This is a genomic window from Corynebacterium jeddahense (assembly GCF_028609865.1).
Lineage (GTDB): Bacteria > Actinomycetota > Actinomycetes > Mycobacteriales > Mycobacteriaceae > Corynebacterium > Corynebacterium jeddahense.
This window is the reverse complement of the sequence record NZ_CP063194.1, coordinates 1,011,118-1,028,207: the sequence shown is the minus strand read 5'-3', so window position 1 is coordinate 1,028,207 and position 17,090 is coordinate 1,011,118. Positions and strand designations below refer to the sequence as shown.

Here is a 17,090-nt window from a genome sequence, read left to right as displayed (position 1 = left end):
TCGCGATTAGCTGGGTCTTTGTAGCTGGATTCTCTCGCTTCCGGGCCTCGGAGCTCTCCGGACCCCGGAAGACGAGCCAGTTGACGGGGTGCTCTCGAGGGATTGAGGACAATATTGTCCTCAATCCCTTTCGACACCTCCCCCTAGTGGCGGTCGTGCTCGGCCGAGTTCTCGTTGGACTCGTTGTCCTCGTCTGCGTCATCCTCGTCCGCGTCTTCATCGTCGAGGCTGTCGAGGTCGTCGAGGTCGTCGTCGTCGAAGAGCGCGTCGTCGTCGAGGTCCACATCCGCGGCATCGTCGAGCTCTTCGTCGTCGAGCTCTTCGTCGTCGAGGTCCACATCCCCAGCATCGTCCTGGCCGAAAAGGTCGTAGACATCCGGCTCGTCGAAGTCGTCGTCGACGGGCACGAGCTGCGCCTCCCAGTCCTCGGCCTGGTCCGCGGCGAGCGAGAGCACGTCGAAGAGGCGGTCGAAGTCGGTGAAGCTGCCCAGCTCGAGGCGCTCAGCGTCGGCGACGGCCTCGTCGTGGATGACGTCGAAGAGGCGGGCGCGATCCTCCTCGGAGAGCTCGGCGTCCCCGTCGGACTCCCAGAGCTCGCCCTCGGCGTCGTCGAGAACGTCGTCGTAGTCCTCGGGCAGCGCCACGAACGTCACCTTGGCCCGTGGCACGCCGTCGACGGCCTCCACGACAACCTGCAGCTCCGCATTGTCGCCGACCTCCGCGCGCACCTGGTTCGGGTTGAGGTGGTCGTGGAAGAACTCCAGGTCGCCGATGCGCTCGTCGGTGCCTTCGAGCAGGTCACGGAGGACGGTGATCACCTGGTCGGTGGCCATGTGCTCGGCGACGGCGGCCACGGCGTCCTCCACGGAGAACACCACGGCGACCAGTACGGCCTCGAAGTCGTCGTCGTCCTCCGCCACATCTGCGGCGGCGATGTAGACGTTGGCGGCCGGCAGGTGCGGGTCGATCTCCACCAACTGGAGCTCCAGCGCGGCGGTCATGGGCACGAACAGGGTGTCGCCGCCGACGCGGGACTCAATGCCATCGCGGTCGAGGGAAGCCGCAATGTCCTCGAAAAAGCTCATGTCAGGTGTTCCTTCCGCGTTGCACCGTCTGGGACAGGTTGGGGGCAGGTTCAGGCCATTCGGAGGGCCCGGGCCAAGCCTAGCGACGAACCCTGCCCGGCGCGCAGGATTTGGCCCAGCACGATGCCCACGACGATGCCCACGACGATGCCACGACGATGCCCAGCACGCTTCAGCCCAGCATGTCCTGCCGGTGATTGCCCCACTCGCGCATGTCGAAGGACTCCCAGGCGCGGCGCTGCGGCGCCTTCGGGTCGTACTCGACGCGCATTCCGTCGTCGAAGACCGCGGTAGCGCGGCCCGGGGCGTCGTCGCTGCGGAACCCGTAGATCGGCCACTCCTCCCCCGGCGCACCCGTGTGGAAGAACCGCCCCCAGTGGTACTGCATGACGCGGCTGACGTCCTCGAGCGGGGCCCTCGGACCGAAGCGATCGAACTTCGACGCCTTCGTGGAATTGGGCTCGCCGAAGACGGCCGGCAGGTCCGCGGTGTGCATCGCGCCGAGGCCGATCATGCGCATCGCGGCGGACGCGTACTCGAAGCGGTACATCCAGGTGCTCGCCTTCTGCCGGTGCGCCGTGGCCACCATGACGGTGGGTGCCCAGAACACCGCGTCGGCGATGAGGTCGGCGTAGTCGGCGCGCTCGCCGACGTCGCCGTACGCGCGCAGTACCGCCTGGGCGTGGTTCGGGTCGAACGCCTCGAGGGCGCGCAGCGCGGCGCGGCGGCGGGACTTCGCGGTCTGGTACATCGCCTTGGCAAAGCTCGCCTCGTCGGAGTTCGTGCCCACGATGAGCGGCACGGCGGCCTCCTCGCCCGACTGGAACGTGTCGATGGGGTGCTCGGTGAGCGTGGTGCCGTCGACTGTCGGCATGAAGCTCGAGTTGAGCTGGACGAGCTGCTTGCCGTTGAGCAGCATCGACTGCCCGGCGCGCACGAGCTCTTCGGCGTCGGTGTCGCGGAGCTCGTCGATAGTGGTGGTGCGGGGCAGGCCCATCTTGTTCAGCAGCTCGCGCACCCACATGGTCGCCTGGAGGCGCGAGTGCACGCTCGCCGGCGGCGGGGACTGGGCGATGGCGCGGTGGAACAGCCCGCGCGCGCCGGGGGCGCACATGAGGTGGATCACGGCGGCGCCGCCCGCGGATTCGCCCATGATGGTCACCGCGTCCGGGTCGCCGCCGAAGCCGGCGATGTTGTCGCGCACCCACTCAAGCGCGAGGATCTGGTCGAGCAGCGCGGGTGTGGCCACGCAGTCGCCGCCCACCGAGCGGAAGTCGAGGTAGCCCAGCACGCCGAGGCGGAAGTTCACGGAGACGTAGACGACGTCCGTCGCCGCGGCGAGGTAGTGGCCCTGGAGCACCTGCTCGTGGCTGGCGCCGGTGACGAAGGTGCCGCCGTGGAAGTACACCACCACGGGCAGTTCCTCGTCGGTGTCCGGGCGCACGATGTCGAGGGTGAGGCAGTCCTCGGTGCCCAGCACGGTGTCGCGCCAGCCGAATGTGCCTTGCATGGCGGGGGCGGCGAACACGGAGGCGTCGTAAAGCCCGCGCCACCGCTCCACAGGCTGGGGCGCGCGGAAGCGGCGCGGCCCGGCGGTGGAGGCGCCGTAGGGCACGCCGCGGAAAGTGCGCATGCCGGTGCGCTCGTCGACCACCCCGCACACCGCACCCGCCGCGGTGGCGGCGACCGGACGCTGGGCAGCAGTCATGGGACCCAGGGTAGACGCTTTCGCGCGGTGTCGAACTAAGCTTCCCACCATGTTCGGACACAAGAAGCCCTCCACCGAGGTGGACATCCGCCGCGAGATTGACGACGCCACCAAGGCCGACCCCGCCCAGCTGGAGAAGGACGCCGGCCCGCTCGGGCGCGCGTTTATCAACGCCGTGGACAAGGCGGTGCACCTGCAGACCTCCTCGATCCGCGCGTACGTGGACTGGCTGCGCCGCCAGAACCCGGACGCGAGCCCGGCCGAGATCCAAAAGACGATGGACAAGCACCTGAAGAACACGGTCAGCGGCACCGGCGCGGGTGTGGGCGCGACGGCGGCGGTACCCGGCATCGGCCTGGTCACCGGCGCGGCCGCGGTCGCCGGCGAGTCGGTGCTCTTCCTCGACCTCGCCGCGTTCTACGCCGTCGCCTCCGCGTACCTGCGCGGCGTGGACATCGACGACCCGGAGCGCCGCCGCGCGATCGTGCTCACGCTGCTCATGGGGTCGAAGGGCATCGCGATTGTCGACGCCATCCTGGGCGACGACGCCACCACCATCCCCGGCAAGTCCACCCTGGCGAAGTTCTCCGGGCCGACGCTCACCCAGACGAACAACGTGCTCGAGCGCATGGCGATGCGCTCGCTGAACAAGCAGATGCGCCGCGCGTGGCTGGGCAAGCTCATGCCGCTGGGCATCGGCGCGATCGCGGGCACGACGGCGAACCGCAAGCTCGCCGACGGCGTCATCGAGAACGAGCACGACGCGCTCGGCGCGGTGCCGGCCGGGTTCGCCACGCCCCTCCCGGAAAAGGAGGAGCAGGACATTGACGACGACGCCAAGGGCCTGAGCCTGAACCCGAAGGAGTTCGCGGCGTGGATCCTGCACCTGTTCAAGGACGGCCAGCGCGATTAACAACCTCCTCACACGCTCGCTCGCCGCCAACCGCGGCCCCGCGGCCGCCGCGTTTGCGGCCGCGGCGCTCGCGGCGTTGTTCCAGGTCGCGGTGCCGGCGCTCACCGGCCGCGCGATCGACATTGCGACGGGGCAGGCCGAAGGATCCGTCGCCAAGGTGGCGTGGGCGATGGTCGCCGCTGCGGGAGCCACCTACCTGCTCAGCTTCGTCCGCCGCACCACCTCGGGCCGCCTGGCCACCACCTCGCAGCACTGGCTTCGCACCGAGATCCTGCGCACGCTGCACCGGCTCGACGGGCCTGGGCAGGACACGATCGTCACCGGCCAGATCGTCTCGCGCTCGATCTCGGACCTGAACCAGTACCACATGGTACTGGCGAATTTGCCCATGCTGTGCACCCGCGTCGTGCAGCTCGCGGCGACGCTCGTGGTCATGCTGCGCATGGACGTCTCGCTCACCGCCATGTCGCTCGCGCTGCTGCCGCTCATCCTCATCGAGGCGAACCGCTCGCGAAAGACGCTCTACGCCGCCACATGGGTGAACCAGCACGCCACCGCGGAGCTCGCCGAGCACGTCGAGCAGACCGTCTCCGGCGTCCGGGTGGTCAAGGCGTTCGGCCAGGAGGCTCGCGAGATCGACCGCCTCGACGAGCTCGGGCGCCGCCTCTACGCGGTGAAGATGCGCGCCGCGAAGCTCACCGCCCGCTTCCAGCCGGTGCTCTCGCAGCTGCCGAAGGTCGCGCTCGTGGTCACCATCGTCGCCGGCGGCATCCTCGCCATCGACGGGCGCATCTCCATAGGCCAGTTCGTCGCGTTCACGGCGTACCTCACCTCGATGACGTCGACGATGGCGATGCTCACCAACCAGTACGTGCGGCTGCAGATGGGCATGAGCTCGTTCGACCGGCTCGACGAGGTGCTCGCGCTCGCCCCAGAGCCAGACCGAGCGCCAGACCGAGCGCCAGACCGAGAGCCGGCCCGCGAACCCGAGCCCGCCAACCCCGCCGGCCTGCGCTTCGACGACGTCCGCTTCGCCACCGGCGGCCACCAGGTCCTCGACGGCTTCACGCTCAACGTCCGCCCCGGCGAGACGGTCGCGCTCGTCGGGGCGCCCGGCGCGGGCAAGACCATGGCTGTCCAGCTCGCTGGGGGCTTCTACCAGCCGGATTCCGGGAGCGTCTCGCTTCTCGACGGCGCCAGCGACCCCCACGCCCTCCGCCCGCACGTCGTGTGCGTCTTCGACGACGCGTTCCTCTTCTCCTCCTCCGTGCGCGACAACATCGCGATGGGCGCCGCCCTGCCGCCCGCCGAGCTCGACGCCGCGGTGCGTGAGGCGGCGCGCCTCGCCTGCGCGGACGAGTTCATCGAGCGCCTCCCCGACGGCTACGACACCCAGGTCGGCGAGCGCGGGCTCACGCTCTCCGGCGGGCAGCGACAGCGCATCGCGCTCGCCCGCGCGCTCATGGCCTCGCCCGAGGTGCTCGTGCTTGACGACGCGACCAGCGCCATCGACGCCGTCACCGAGGCCCGCATCCTGGCCAACCTGCGCGACGCCCTCGGCGACGTGGCGGTGCTCACCGTCGCGCACCGGCAGTCCACGGTCGACCACGCGGACCGGGTCGCGGTGGTGGCCGGAGGTCGCGTCGTCACGCAAGGGCCCACCGCCGAGGTCGTGGAGCGCGCCGAGTACCGCGCGCTCATGTCGCCCGACGAGCCCGCGGCGCTGCCCGCGCCGGCGGCCGGCGAGCTGTGGCCGAGCGTCGCCGAGCCGGAGCGCGAGCGCGTCATCGTGCCCACCTCGGGCCGCGCCTCCACCGTCAACGCCACCCCCGAGCTCCTCGCGCGGGTGGAGCGGCTGCCAGAAGCGCGCGAGGAACCGGGGCTCGACGCGGCCACGCTCGCGCGGCTTCGCACCCCCTCGAGCGAGTTCCGCGTGCGCGATTTGTTCCGGGCGGTGCGCTGGCTCATCGCCGGCACGGTCGCGCTGCTCATCGTCGGCGTCGTCGCGGACCTCGCCTTCCCCACGCTCGTGCGCGCCGCCGTCGACCGCGGCATCGCGCCCGCCGACCGCGCGAGCCTCGTGCGCACCGGGCTCATCGCGCTCGGCGTGGTCCTCGTCGCGTGGGCGTCGTCGGCCGCGATGACCGTCCTGTCCTCGCGCTCCGGCGAGCGCCTCCTCTACGGCCTGCGGCTGCGCAGCTACGCGCACCTGCAGCAGCTCGGCCTGAGCTACTTCGAGTCGCGCCTGTCCGGCAAGATCATGACGCGCATGACCACCGACATCGACACCCTCTCTAGCTTCCTGCAGACCGGGCTCGCGCAGGCGATCGTCGCCGTCGGTTCGCTTGCCGGCGTGACGGTCATGCTCGTGGCTACCGACGGCGAGCTCACCCTCGTCGCGCTCGCGGCGGTGCCCGTCATCGTCGCGGCGACGTGGGCGTTCCGGCACTTCTCCAAGCGCTACTACGCCCAGGCCCGCGCCCAGATCTCCGCGGTCAACGGGGAGTTCGCCGAGCTCATCGGCGGCATCCGTATCACGCAGACGCACCGCGCCGAGGGCCACTTCGAGTCCCGCTTCGCCGCCGTGAGCGACGAGTACCGCCGCCTGCGCATGCGCTCCGTGCGGCTCGTCGGCCTGTACTTCCCCGGCATGCAATTCGTCTCCCAGGCGATGACGGCCGCGATCGTCGGCGTCGGCGCGGGCCGCGTCGCGGACGGCACGCTCTCCGTCGGCGTGCTCGTCGCGTTCACGATGTACCTCGGCCAGCTCTACGGCCCGATCCAGCAGCTCGGCCAGATCTTCGACTCCTGGCAGCAGGCCACCGTCAGCTTCGACCGCATCCGCGAGCTGCTCAACGAGACCACCACCGTCCCCGACACCGGCACCCGGCCGGGCGCGCGCGAGGCGGCCGCCGGGGAGCTTTCGCTTGACGACGTCTCCTTCGGCTACACCCCCGACCAGCCCGTCGTCGACGGCATGGACCTCGCCATCGCGCCGGGCACGGCCGTCGCGCTCGTCGGCCCGACGGGGGCGGGCAAGTCGACCGTCGTGAAGCTGCTCGCCCGCTTCTACGACCCGACCGCGGGCACGGTGCGCGCCTCGGGCACGAACATCGCCGAGTTCCCGCTGCCCGCGTGGCGCCGCGCGCTCGCGCAGGTGCCGCAGGAGTCCTACCTCTTCCCCGGCACCGTCGCCGACAACATCGCGTACGGCGTGCCCGGCGCCTCCGACGCGGAGATCGAGACGGCCGTGGCGCGCATCGGGGCCCTCGGCGTCATCGCGACCATCCCCGGCGGCTTCAACGCCCGCGTCGGCGAGCGCGGCCGCGGCCTTAGCTCCGGGCAGCGCCAGATCATCGCGCTCGCCCGCGCGGAGATGCTCAACCCGAGCGTGCTGCTGCTCGACGAAGCGACGGCCACCCTCGACCCCGCCACCGAGCGGGCCGTGCTCGACGCCTCAGAGCGGGCGGCGGCCGGGCGGACGTCGATAGTGGTGGCCCACCGCCTGGCCACGGCGGCGCGGGCCGACCGAATCCTCGTCATCGACCGAGGACGTATCATTGAGGACGGCTGCCACGAGTCCCTCCTCGCCGCCGGCGGAAGGTACGCCCATATGTGGGCCGTTAACCGCTAACGGGGGTGAATCGGGGGGATGGCGTGGACGCGAACAACCCAAGTTCGCGCACTACCAGCGCGGACGATTACAGTCAAAGAAACGTTCCGCGAAACAACGAAGAAGGAAGGCGAGAACCTGCCGTGAGCAGCGAAAACACGTTCGGCCAGAACAGCTGGCTGGTTGACGAGATGTTCCAGCAGTACAAGGAGGACCCCGACTCTGTGGATGCCGAGTGGCGCAAGCTGTTCGACGAGAAGGGCGCCCCGAAGACTGCGAAGGGCACACCCACCGTCACCCCTTCCGAGCCGGGCTCGAGCCAGCCCAAGACCGACCCGAAGGTTGCCCGCACCACCGGCGCGCCGAGCCAGGACGGCCGCGAGACAAAGGTCGACGAGGCCGCCTCGAAGGCCGCCGCCAAGCCCGCGCGCTCGACCGCCCCGGCGAAGACCTCGCCGCTGGACAACATCGCCTCCGTCGAGGCGGAGCCGGGCGAGTACCAGCTCAAGGGCGCGTTTAAGGCCATTGCGAAGAACATGAACGAGTCGCTCGAGGTGCCGACGGCGACGACCGTGCGCGACATGCCGGTCAAGCTCATGTTCGAAAACCGCGCGCTGATCAACGACCACCTCAAGCGCACCCGCGGCGGCAAGGTGTCGTTCACCCACATCCTGGGTTACGCGATCGTGCAGGCCACCCGCCTGCACCCGGACATGAACAAGAACTACAAGGAGGACGGCAACAAGTCCTTCGCCGTCCAGCCGGAGCACATCAACCTCGGCCTGGCCATCGACCTGCCGGGCAAGGACGGCTCGCGCTCGCTCGTCGTCGCCGCCATCAAGGAGTGCGAGACGAAGAGCTTCTCCGAGTTCGTCGAGGCGTACGAGGACATCGTCAACCGCGCCCGCGACGGCAAGCTCACGATGGACGACTTCTCGGGCGTGACCATCCAGCTCACCAACCCGGGCGGCATCGGCACCCGCCACTCCATCCCGCGCCTGACGAAGGGCCAGGGCACCATCGTCGGCGTCGGCGCCATGGACTACCCGGCGGAGTTCGCCGGCGCGTCCGAGGACCGCCTCGCCGAGCTGGGCGTGGGCAAGCTCGTCACGCTCACCTCCACGTACGACCACCGCGTCATCCAGGGCGCGGAGTCCGGCGAGTTCCTGCGCGACATCTCGCAGCTGCTCATCGACGACAAGTTCTGGGACGACATCTTCACCTCCCTGGCCATCCCCTACTCCCCGCTGCGCTGGGCCCAGGACGTGCCGAACACCGGCATCAACAAAGACACCCGCGTCATGCAGCTCATCGAGGCGTACCGCTCCCGCGGCCACCTCATCGCGGACACGAACCCGCTGCACTGGCACCAGCCGGGCCTGCCGAAGCCGGACTCGCGCGACCTGCTCATGGAGACCCACGGCCTGACCCTCTGGGACCTCGACCGCACCTTCCACGTCGGTGGCTTCGGCGGCAAGGAGCAGATGACCCTGCGCGAGGTCATGTCCCGCCTGCGCGCCGCCTACACCCTCCACGTGGGCACCGAGTACGCGCACATCATGGACCGCGACGAGCGCGAGTGGCTGCGCGACCGCGTCGAGGCCGGCATGCCGAAGCCGACGGGCGCGGAGCAGAAGTACATCCTGCAGAAGCTCAACGCTGCTGAGGCCTTTGAGAACTTCCTGCAGACGAAGTACCTCGGCCAGAAGCGCTTCTCCCTCGAGGGCGCCGAGACGCTCATCCCGCTCATGGACGCCGCGATCGACACCGCGGCCGGCCAGGGCCTCGAAGAGGTCGTTATAGGCATGCCGCACCGCGGCCGCCTCAACGTGCTGTTCAACATTGTGGGCAAGCCGGTGGCCACGATCTTCTCCGAGTTCGAGGGCAACATGCGCGCCGCGCAGCAAGGCGGCTCCGGCGACGTGAAGTACCACCTCGGCTTCGAGGGCGAGCACATCCAGATGTTCGGCGACGGCGAGATCAAGGTCTCCCTCGCGGCGAACCCGTCCCACCTCGAGACCGTCGACCCGGTCCTCGTCGGCATGGCGCGCGCGAAGGCGGATCTCGTCCAGGCCACCAAGGGCCGCGAGGACCACCCGGTCATGCCGCTCATGCTGCACGGCGACGCCTCGTTCGCCGGCCTCGGCGTGGTGCAGGAGACCCTCAACCTGTCGAAGCTGCCGGCCTACAGCGTCGGCGGCACCGTCCACATCGTGGTGAACAACCAGATCGGCTTCACCACCACCCCGGACTCCGGCCGCTCCTCCTTCTACGCCACCGACCTGGCCAAGGGCTTCGACTGCCCGGTGTTCCACGTCAACGGCGACGACCCGGAGGCCGCCGCGTGGGTGGCCCAGCTCGCCGTGGAGTACCGCCGCGAGTTTGGCAAGGACGTCTTCATCGACCTCATCTGCTACCGCCTCCGCGGCCACAACGAGGCCGACGACCCGACGGTGACCCAGCCGATCATGTACGAGCGCATCGAGTCCCACCCCTCCGTGCGCACCCGCTACACGAAGGACCTCATCGGCCGCGGCGACATCACCCAGGAGGACGCCGAGAAGGCCGCGCAGGACTTCCACGACCAGCTCGACGCGGTCTTCTCCGACGTCAAGTCCGGCGAGGGCAAGCCGAGCGAGCAGACCGGCATCACCGACTCCCAGAAGCTCACCCGCGGGCTGGACACCTCCATCTCCGAGAAGCAGTTCAAGCGCCTCGCCGAGGCGTACGCGAACCTGCCGGACGACTTCACGCCGAACAAGCGCCTGAAGTCCGTGCTGAAGAAGCGCGGCGGCTCGCTCGAGGAGGGCGACATCGACTGGGGCTGGGGCGAGCTGCTCGCCTTTGGCTCCCTGGCGGAGCAGGGCAAGTTCGTCCGCCTCGCCGGCGAGGACTCCCAGCGCGGCACGTTCACGCAGCGCCACGCGGTGCTTTACAACCCGGACAACGGCGAGGCGTACAACCCCCTCGACCACAACGCGCAGGAGCACGGCGACGGCCGCTTCCAGGTGTGGAACTCGGCGCTCACCGAGTACGCGGGCATGGGCTTCGAGTACGGCTACACGCTGGGCAACAAGGACGCCATCGTCGCGTGGGAGGCGCAGTTCGGCGACTTCGCCAACGGCGCCCAGACCATCATCGACGAGTACCTCTCCGCCGCCGAGACAAAGTGGGGCGAGATGTCCTCGCTCATCTCCCTGCTGCCGCACGGCTACGAGGGCCAGGGCCCGGACCACTCCTCCGCCCGCATCGAGCGCTACCTGCAGCTCGTGGCCGAGGGTTCGATGACCATCGCCCAGCCGTCCACCCCGGCAAACCACTTCCACCTGCTGCGCCGCCAGGCGCTCGGCGAGATGAAGCGCCCGCTGGTCGTGTTCACGCCGAAGTCGATGCTGCGTAACAAGGCCGCCGTCTCCCAGCCGGCGGACTTCATCGAGGTGGACAAGTTCCAGTCCGTCATCGACGACCCGAACTTCGTCGAGCCCGGCAACACGAAGGTCGGCGACACCGACAAGGTGAAGACGATCCTGCTGTGCTCCGGCAAGGTGTACTGGGAGCTGGACAAGAAGCGCGAGAAGGACGGCCGCGACGACGTCGCCATCATCCGCGTGGAGATGCTCCACCCGATCCCGTTCAACCGCCTCGCCGACGCGTTCAAGAACTACCCGAACGCCAAGCAGATCCGCTGGGTCCAGGAGGAGCCGGCAAACCAGGGCGCGTGGCCGTTCTACAACGAGCACCTGCGCAACCTGATCCCGGACATGCCGGAGATGGTCCGCGTGTCCCGCCGCGCGCAGTCCACCACCGCGACCGGCGTGTCCAAGGTGCACCAGCTTGAGGAGCAGCAGCTTCTCGACGAAGCCTTCGCCAAGTAACGCCACAGCGGAGGGCCCCGGGAAGGAGGATCACCTCCTCCCCGGGGCCCTTTGCGTTGCCTACTTACCGGAGCCGCCCGTGGCGGAATCCGGGTCCGCCGCGCCCGCGGGGTCCGCGAGCTCGCCGGCGTGGACGTCGATGTGGGCGTACTCGATCATCCATGCGGCGAGCACGTCGGTGAGCTCCCCGCCCGCGGTGTACTCCTTCGTCATCTTCTCCAGCGCGCTGCTGGCCAGCACGCGGGTGATGAAGTTGAGGCGGTTGACCTCGGTGCGATCGAACACGCCCTTGCGGAAGACCGGGATGACGTTGTTCGGCAGATCCCCCGCCCCGCAGCCCTGCGAGGGCGAGGGGTCCACCGTCTGCACGTTGCCGGGCAGGGTGGCCACCGCGGCGTCGTAGACGCGGTCGCTGAAGCCCGCGTCGTCGGGGTCGGCGTCGTGCTCCTTGCGCAGCGCCGCGGCCGCGGCCGGGTCGTTCGCCTCGACGAGCGTGCCGGTGCATGCGACGACGAAGTCGACCTGCGTCTCCTGCAGCACCGGCAGCGCGTCGGCGCCGGCGTTCACGCCGTTGTCCAGCGCCGTCACGCTCGTCGGGCGGCCCAACTGTTGAAGCACGCGGCTGTAGATCTCGCCGAGCACGACCTGCTCCGGCGAGGTGGCATCAACGCCGATCGCCACCGCGTCCTTGCCGGTGGCGGCGTGGGCGTAGACGCCGTCCTGCGACGCGCAGCCGGTCAGCCCGGCCGCGCCGGCGAGAACCGCGGGCACGGCGAGCAGCGCCGCCACGCGGCGGGGTGTGCGGACTGTGGTTTGTTGGCGCATTGGGGCCGTTAGGCGTCGTTACGCGGCTGCACCGGCGCGCCGGTAGCGGCGATGAGGTCGCGCGCCTGCGGTGCGGCGTCGGGCTCGCAGAGGACGTCGTAGCGCCCGGCGACGATCGTGGTGGCCGAGGAGAAGTCGCGCTTGCCGCCCGTGAACGCGTACGCCACGGCGGCGAAGATGAGGCCGAACAGGGCGCCCATGATAAGCGTCCAGAAGAACATCGCCCACACGGTGCCCGGCTCGGCGAACATGGCCATGATGAGGCCGAGGAACAGGCCCATCCACAGGCCCGACAGCGCGCCGGTGCCCAGGACCTTGCCCCACGTCAGGCGGCCGGTGATGTTCTCCACCTGCATGAGATCCACGCCGACGATGGAGAGCTTCTCCACCGGGAACTGTTGGTCCGAAAGCGCGTCGACGGCGTGCTGCGCCTCCGCGTACGTCTTGAAGCTGCCGACCGGCCAGCCCGTCGGCACCTGGCCCACCGGCGCCTGGCCGGCGGGGTTGTTAAAGGGATGAGTCATGCCGCCCAGTGTATCGGGTCAACGCGCGGACGCCGTTATACTGCTCGACGAGATGGCTACTGAACAACAGATCACCGAAGCGGACGTCTACGCGGCCCTGGCGCGCGTGGAAGACCCGGAAATTGGCAAGCCGATCACCGAGCTCGACATGGTTGAATCGGTCGCGATCGACGGCAGCGACGTCGCGGTGGGTATCTACCTCACCATCGCCGGCTGCCCGATGCGCGAGACCATCGAGTCGAACGCCCGCGCGGTGCTCGAGGAGCTCGACGGCGCGGGGCGGGTGAGCGTCACCATGCACGCGATGAGCGACGAGCAGCGCCGGGCCCTGTCGCAGAAGCTGCGCGGCGAGCAGACCGGACCCGTCATCCCCTTCGCCGACCCGGACACGCGCACGCGCATCTACGCCGTCGCCTCCGGCAAGGGCGGCGTGGGCAAGTCCTCGATGACGGTGAACCTGGCCACGGCGCTCGCCGCCCAGGGGCTCACCGTCGGCATCGTCGACGCGGACATCTACGGCCACTCGGTGCCGGGGCTCATGGGTTCCGACGACAAGGGCCCCACCGTCGTTGACGACATGATCATGCCGCCGATCGCCCACGGGGTGCGCCACATCTCCGTCGGCCAGTTCGTCGAGGGCAACGCGCCGATCGTATGGCGCGGGCCGATGCTCACCCGCGCGATCCAGCAGTTCCTCGCCGACGTGTACTGGGGCGACCTCGACGTGCTGTTCATGGACCTGCCGCCCGGGACCGGCGACGTGGCCATCACGGTGGCGCAGCTCGTGCCCAACGCGGAGCTCATCATCGTGACCACCCCGCAGGCCGCCGCAGCCGAGGTCGCCGAGCGCGCCGGCACCATCGCCCAGCAGACGGATCAAAAGATCGCCGGCGTCATCGAGAACATGGCGGGCATGACGCTTCCCGACGGCACCGTGCTCAACATCTTCGGCGAGGGCGGCGGCGAGCAGGTGGCCGAGCGCCTCACGCAGCTCACCGACTCCGACGTGAAGCTGCTCGGCTCCATTCCGCTCGACCCGCAGCTGCGCGAGCACGGCGACGACGGCACCCCCGTCGTCATCGCTGAGCCCGACTCCCCCGCCGCCCGCGCCATCCTCGCCGTCGCGGACCAGCTCAAGGTGCGCCGCGATTCGCTCGCGGGCAAGAGCCTCAATCCCCGCGTTAAGTGATGTCCTCCCAGGAGAAGCCCTTGCTTTGCGACGGCCTCCGGTCCGCCACCTCACGCTCCGCCTGACGCGGCGCGGGGGCCTGCTGCTTGGGCTGGTTACTGGGCCTGTCGGTCTCCGCGGGGGTTTCCTCGTCGAACAGCATCTTCGCCATCGCCCGCTTCGGGCCCATCGCCGCGTACTGGGTGACGGTGTCGATGGGCTTTTTGAACTCCTCGAATTCCTCGAACTCCCCGTTGAGCTCGGCCTTCGCGTTGTTGATCGCCTTTTTCGCCGCGTAGATCGCCGCGCGCACGTCCTCGACGACGCCGGGCAGGCGCTCCGGCCCGATCACGATGAGGCCGATGATGAGGATGAAGAAGATCTCGCCCCAGCCGATGTTGGAAAACACCTACGTCACCTTACTCGCGGCCCGACGTGCCGTGGCGGGCGATCCGGCCCAGCACCGCGGCGATCCCGCCCCGGCCGTCCTTGGCCCCCGTTGCGCCTGGGTCGTCGCGGGCATCCTCAGCGTGCAGGCTCGCCAGGCGCTCCACGAGCGAGGCCGGCGCGTGCACCTGCGAGTCGTCGGCGACCCGCAGCCGGTCTGCGGCGCGGCGCTGCGCGGCGACCTCGGCGAGGCACTCCTCGCAGTCGTCCAAGTGCTTCGTGGCGCGCCGGTACGCCCCGGCTGTGAGCTCCCCGTCCACGTAGGCGGCGACGGCCTCGGGGTTGAGGTGGTCGGTCGAGTTGAACTCGCGCTTGTGCATCCCGGCACGCTCCCCTAGAAGGCGCGGATGAGTTCCTTGGCGGAGGCGTCGATACGCGCTTGCGCCTCGAGGGACTCCCGCAGCTGGGCGCGCCCGCGGTGGATGCGCGAGCGCACCGTGCCCATCTTCACCCCGAGCGTCTCCGCGATCTCCTCGTAGCTCATGCCGACCACGTCGCAGAGCACGACCGCGACGCGGAAGTCCGGGCTGAGCTCGTCGAGCGCGTGCTGCAGCGCCGGGTCGAGGTTCGCGGTGGAGTACGCCTCCTCCGGCGTCATGTCCGTGCCGGGTACGCGCTCGTAGTCCTCCGGCAGCGCCTCCATGCGGATCTTCGCGCGGCGGCGCACCATGTCGAGGAAGAGGTTTGTGGTGATGCGGTGCAGCCAGCCCTCGAACGTGCCCGGCTGGTAGTGCTTCAGGCTGCGGAAGACGCGCATGAACGTCTCCTGCGTGAGGTCCTCCGCGTCGTGCTGGTTGCCGGTGAGGCGGTAGGCGAGGCGGTAGACGCTGTCCGCGTGCTCCTGGACGAGCTCCGCCCACGACGGCATCTCGCCCTCGCCGGCATCGAAGGCTGCGGTGCCGGTCAGGCGGGGTGCGGGGGCGTCCTCGAATGTCATGAGGGGTATTGTCCCAGACCCGCGTGGATTCCTCCAGACAACCAGCTGGCAACTGCCTGGGTACCTCGGCGGGGGTTATGATGGCCCGCGTGAGTGAGACCGCGTTTAGCCAACTGTCCGCCTACATCGCCGCGCGCGGCGACCACCTCAGCGACGAGGTCGCCGACGCGCTGCGCCTCGCGCGCGAGGACACGGCGGAAAACGGCGTCGCCGCGCCGAGCACCTACGTGGGCGACCTGCTCACCGTGCTCGCCGCCGCCACCCCGGGCGGGACCCAGGGCGCGGTCGCCGTCACCCCCGCGGCCGGCGTTGTCGGCCTGCACCTGCTCGCCGGGCTGCCGGAGAAGGCCACCCTGACGTGCATCGAGCCCGAGGCCGCGCTCCAGGCCGGCGCGAAGGAGGCGTTCCGCGGCGCGGGCTTCGCGCCGACGCGCGTGCGCTTCCTCACCTCCCGCCCCCTCGACGTCATGGGCCGCCTCGCCGCCGGCGCGTACCAGCTCGTCTACGCCGACGTCTCCCCCGTCGAGCTGCGCCCGCTTATCGACGCCGCCTGGCCCCTCCTCACCCCCGGCGGCACCCTCGTCGTGGCGGGTTCGCTGCTCGACGGCACCGTGGCGGACACCACCCGCCGCGACCGGGAGACGGAGGCGGCGCGGGAGGCGGACGCGTTCGTCGATACGCTGTCGCTCGACGGTGCTGCCCTGGCGCGCCTGCCGCTCGACGGCGGGCTCACGCTGGTGACGAAGCGGGCCTAGACCACCTCGTTCTTGCCCACGCAGACCACGCCGTGGTCCGAGACGGTGAAGCGGGCGCAGTCGCGCTCGGCGTCGACGCCGATGATTTCGCCGTCGGAGACGTAGACGTTCTTGTCCAAGATGGCGTGGCGGACCACCGCGCCCTTGCCCACGCGCACGCCCGGCATGAGCACGGAGCCCTCCACCGTCGCCCCCTCCTCGACGCGCACGTCGGTGGAAAGCACGGAGTTGCGCACCGTCGCCCCGGAGATGATGGAGCCCGACGCGACGATGGACTCCTGCGCGATGCCACCCATGACGAACTTCGCCGGCGGCAGGTTATCGTCCTCCGTCGCGTGGATCGGCCATGCCTTGTTGTAGAGGTTGAACACCGGATCCACGGAGATGAGGTCCATGTGGGCCTCGTAGAACGAATCGATCGTGCCGACGTCGCGCCAGTACCCGCGGTCGCGGTCCGTCGCGCCCGGCACCTGGTTGCGGGAGAAGTCGTAGACGTTCGCCTCCCCCTCGGCCACGAAGTACGGGATGATGTCGCCGCCCATGTCGTGCGCGGAGTCCTCGTTCTGCTCGTCCTCGAGCAGCGCCTGGATGAGCGCCTCCGTGGAGAAGCAGTAGTTGCCCATGGAGGCGAAGGTGACGTCCGGGTCGTCCGGGGTGCCCGGCGGGTCGGCGGGTTTTTCTAGGAACTCGGTGATCGTGCCGTCGTCGTCGGACTGGATGCAGCCGAACGCGTGCGCGTCGCTACGCGGCACGCGGATGCCGGCGACGGTGGCCGCCTTGCCCGAGGCGATGTGGTCCTCCACCATCTGCGACGGGTCCATGCGGTAGACGTGGTCCGCGCCGAAGACGAGGACGTAGTCCGGCGCGTCGTCGTAGATGAGGTTGAGCGACTGCACGATCGCGTCCGCCGAGCCGGAGTACCAGCGCTTGCCGCGGCGCTGCTGCGCGGGCACCGAGGCGATGTACTGCTGCGTCGGGCCGGAGACGTTCCACGCGGTGGCCACATGGCGGTCGAGCGAGTGCGACTTGTACTGCGTGAGCACCGCGATGCGCATGTAGCCGGCGTTGACGAGGTTGGACAGCACGAAGTCGATGAGGCGGTAGTTGCCCGCGAACGGGACGGCGGGCTTGGCGCGGTCGGCGGTGAGGGGGTAAAGGCGCTTGCCCTCCCCGCCGGCCAGGACGATGGCGAGAACTCGAGGCTGGCTTTTCATAAGCGCAAGGCTAATGTGATTTTCAG

At 69.7% G+C, this 17,090-nt stretch carries 13 protein-coding genes; 5 read left to right on the top strand and 8 right to left on the bottom strand.

The genetic code is table 11. The features are described from left to right. Window positions 1–143: 143 nt before the first annotated feature. Window positions 144–1,085, bottom strand: a complete 942-nt coding sequence (locus CJEDD_RS05115; RefSeq protein WP_042405660.1) for a hypothetical protein — start codon at window positions 1,083–1,085, stop codon at window positions 144–146. A gap of 172 nt (window positions 1,086–1,257) precedes the next feature. Next, window positions 1,258–2,793, bottom strand: a complete 1,536-nt coding sequence (locus CJEDD_RS05110; RefSeq protein WP_042405658.1) for a carboxylesterase/lipase family protein — start codon at window positions 2,791–2,793, stop codon at window positions 1,258–1,260. Between the two features lie 49 nt (window positions 2,794–2,842). Between CJEDD_RS05110 and CJEDD_RS05105 the strand changes: the two genes are divergently transcribed. From CJEDD_RS05105 to CJEDD_RS05095, 3 genes are all read left to right on the top strand, one after another. After that, entirely contained in the window at window positions 2,843–3,706 is an 864-nt protein-coding gene (locus CJEDD_RS05105) for a hypothetical protein (RefSeq protein ID WP_074432484.1), read from the top strand. A 76-nt stretch (window positions 3,707–3,782) separates the two neighbouring features. Beyond that, window positions 3,783–7,340: an ABC transporter ATP-binding protein gene (locus tag CJEDD_RS05100; protein ID WP_232297666.1), complete on the top strand. Its 3,558-nt coding sequence runs from the start codon at window positions 3,783–3,785 to the stop codon at window positions 7,338–7,340. A gap of 122 nt (window positions 7,341–7,462) precedes the next feature. Continuing rightward, window positions 7,463–11,194 carry a multifunctional oxoglutarate decarboxylase/oxoglutarate dehydrogenase thiamine pyrophosphate-binding subunit/dihydrolipoyllysine-residue succinyltransferase subunit gene (locus tag CJEDD_RS05095; RefSeq protein WP_042405655.1) on the top strand — a complete coding sequence of 1,244 codons (3,732 nt, stop codon included), beginning with the start codon at window positions 7,463–7,465 and terminating at the stop codon, window positions 11,192–11,194. A gap of 60 nt (window positions 11,195–11,254) precedes the next feature. Here the strand turns inward: CJEDD_RS05095 and CJEDD_RS05090 are convergent, their stop codons facing one another. Both CJEDD_RS05090 and CJEDD_RS05085 read right to left on the bottom strand, forming a co-directional pair. Next, complete coding sequence (locus CJEDD_RS05090; RefSeq protein ID WP_273657649.1) at window positions 11,255–12,019, bottom strand: hypothetical protein; 765 nt, start codon at window positions 12,017–12,019, stop codon at window positions 11,255–11,257. Window positions 12,020–12,027: 8 nt separating this feature from the next. Then, window positions 12,028–12,543: a YflT domain-containing protein gene (locus CJEDD_RS05085; RefSeq protein WP_042405653.1), complete on the bottom strand. Its 516-nt coding sequence runs from the start codon at window positions 12,541–12,543 to the stop codon at window positions 12,028–12,030. Between the two features lie 52 nt (window positions 12,544–12,595). On the opposite strand from CJEDD_RS05085, the gene CJEDD_RS05080 reads away from it, so the two are divergent. Further along, window positions 12,596–13,732, top strand: a complete 1,137-nt coding sequence (locus CJEDD_RS05080) for an Mrp/NBP35 family ATP-binding protein (RefSeq protein ID WP_042405652.1) — start codon at window positions 12,596–12,598, stop codon at window positions 13,730–13,732. Here the strand turns inward: CJEDD_RS05080 and tatB are convergent. The 3 genes from tatB to sigE are packed head-to-tail and all read right to left on the bottom strand — an operon-like array spanning window position 13,725 to window position 15,095. Then, complete coding sequence (tatB, locus tag CJEDD_RS05075; protein ID WP_042405651.1) at window positions 13,725–14,120, bottom strand: Sec-independent protein translocase protein TatB; 396 nt, start codon at window positions 14,118–14,120, stop codon at window positions 13,725–13,727. The genes CJEDD_RS05080 and tatB overlap by 8 nt on opposite strands. A 10-nt stretch (window positions 14,121–14,130) precedes the next feature. Further along, window positions 14,131–14,478, bottom strand: a complete 348-nt coding sequence (locus CJEDD_RS05070) for an anti-sigma factor family protein (protein ID WP_052333724.1) — start codon at window positions 14,476–14,478, stop codon at window positions 14,131–14,133. Between the two features lie 14 nt (window positions 14,479–14,492). Continuing rightward, window positions 14,493–15,095, bottom strand: coding sequence for an RNA polymerase sigma factor SigE (gene sigE, locus CJEDD_RS05065; RefSeq protein WP_042405650.1), 603 nt, complete (start codon window positions 15,093–15,095; stop codon window positions 14,493–14,495). An 89-nt stretch (window positions 15,096–15,184) separates the two neighbouring features. On the opposite strand from sigE, the gene CJEDD_RS05060 reads away from it, so the two are divergent. Next, window positions 15,185–15,850 carry an O-methyltransferase gene (locus CJEDD_RS05060; RefSeq protein ID WP_232297665.1) on the top strand — a complete coding sequence of 222 codons (666 nt, stop codon included), beginning with the start codon at window positions 15,185–15,187 and terminating at the stop codon, window positions 15,848–15,850. Here the strand turns inward: CJEDD_RS05060 and glgC are convergent. Then, entirely contained in the window at window positions 15,847–17,064 is a 1,218-nt protein-coding gene (gene glgC, locus CJEDD_RS05055; RefSeq protein WP_042405649.1) for a glucose-1-phosphate adenylyltransferase, read from the bottom strand. The two genes, CJEDD_RS05060 and glgC, sit on opposite strands and share 4 nt — an antisense overlap. Window positions 17,065–17,090 lie beyond the last annotated feature (26 nt).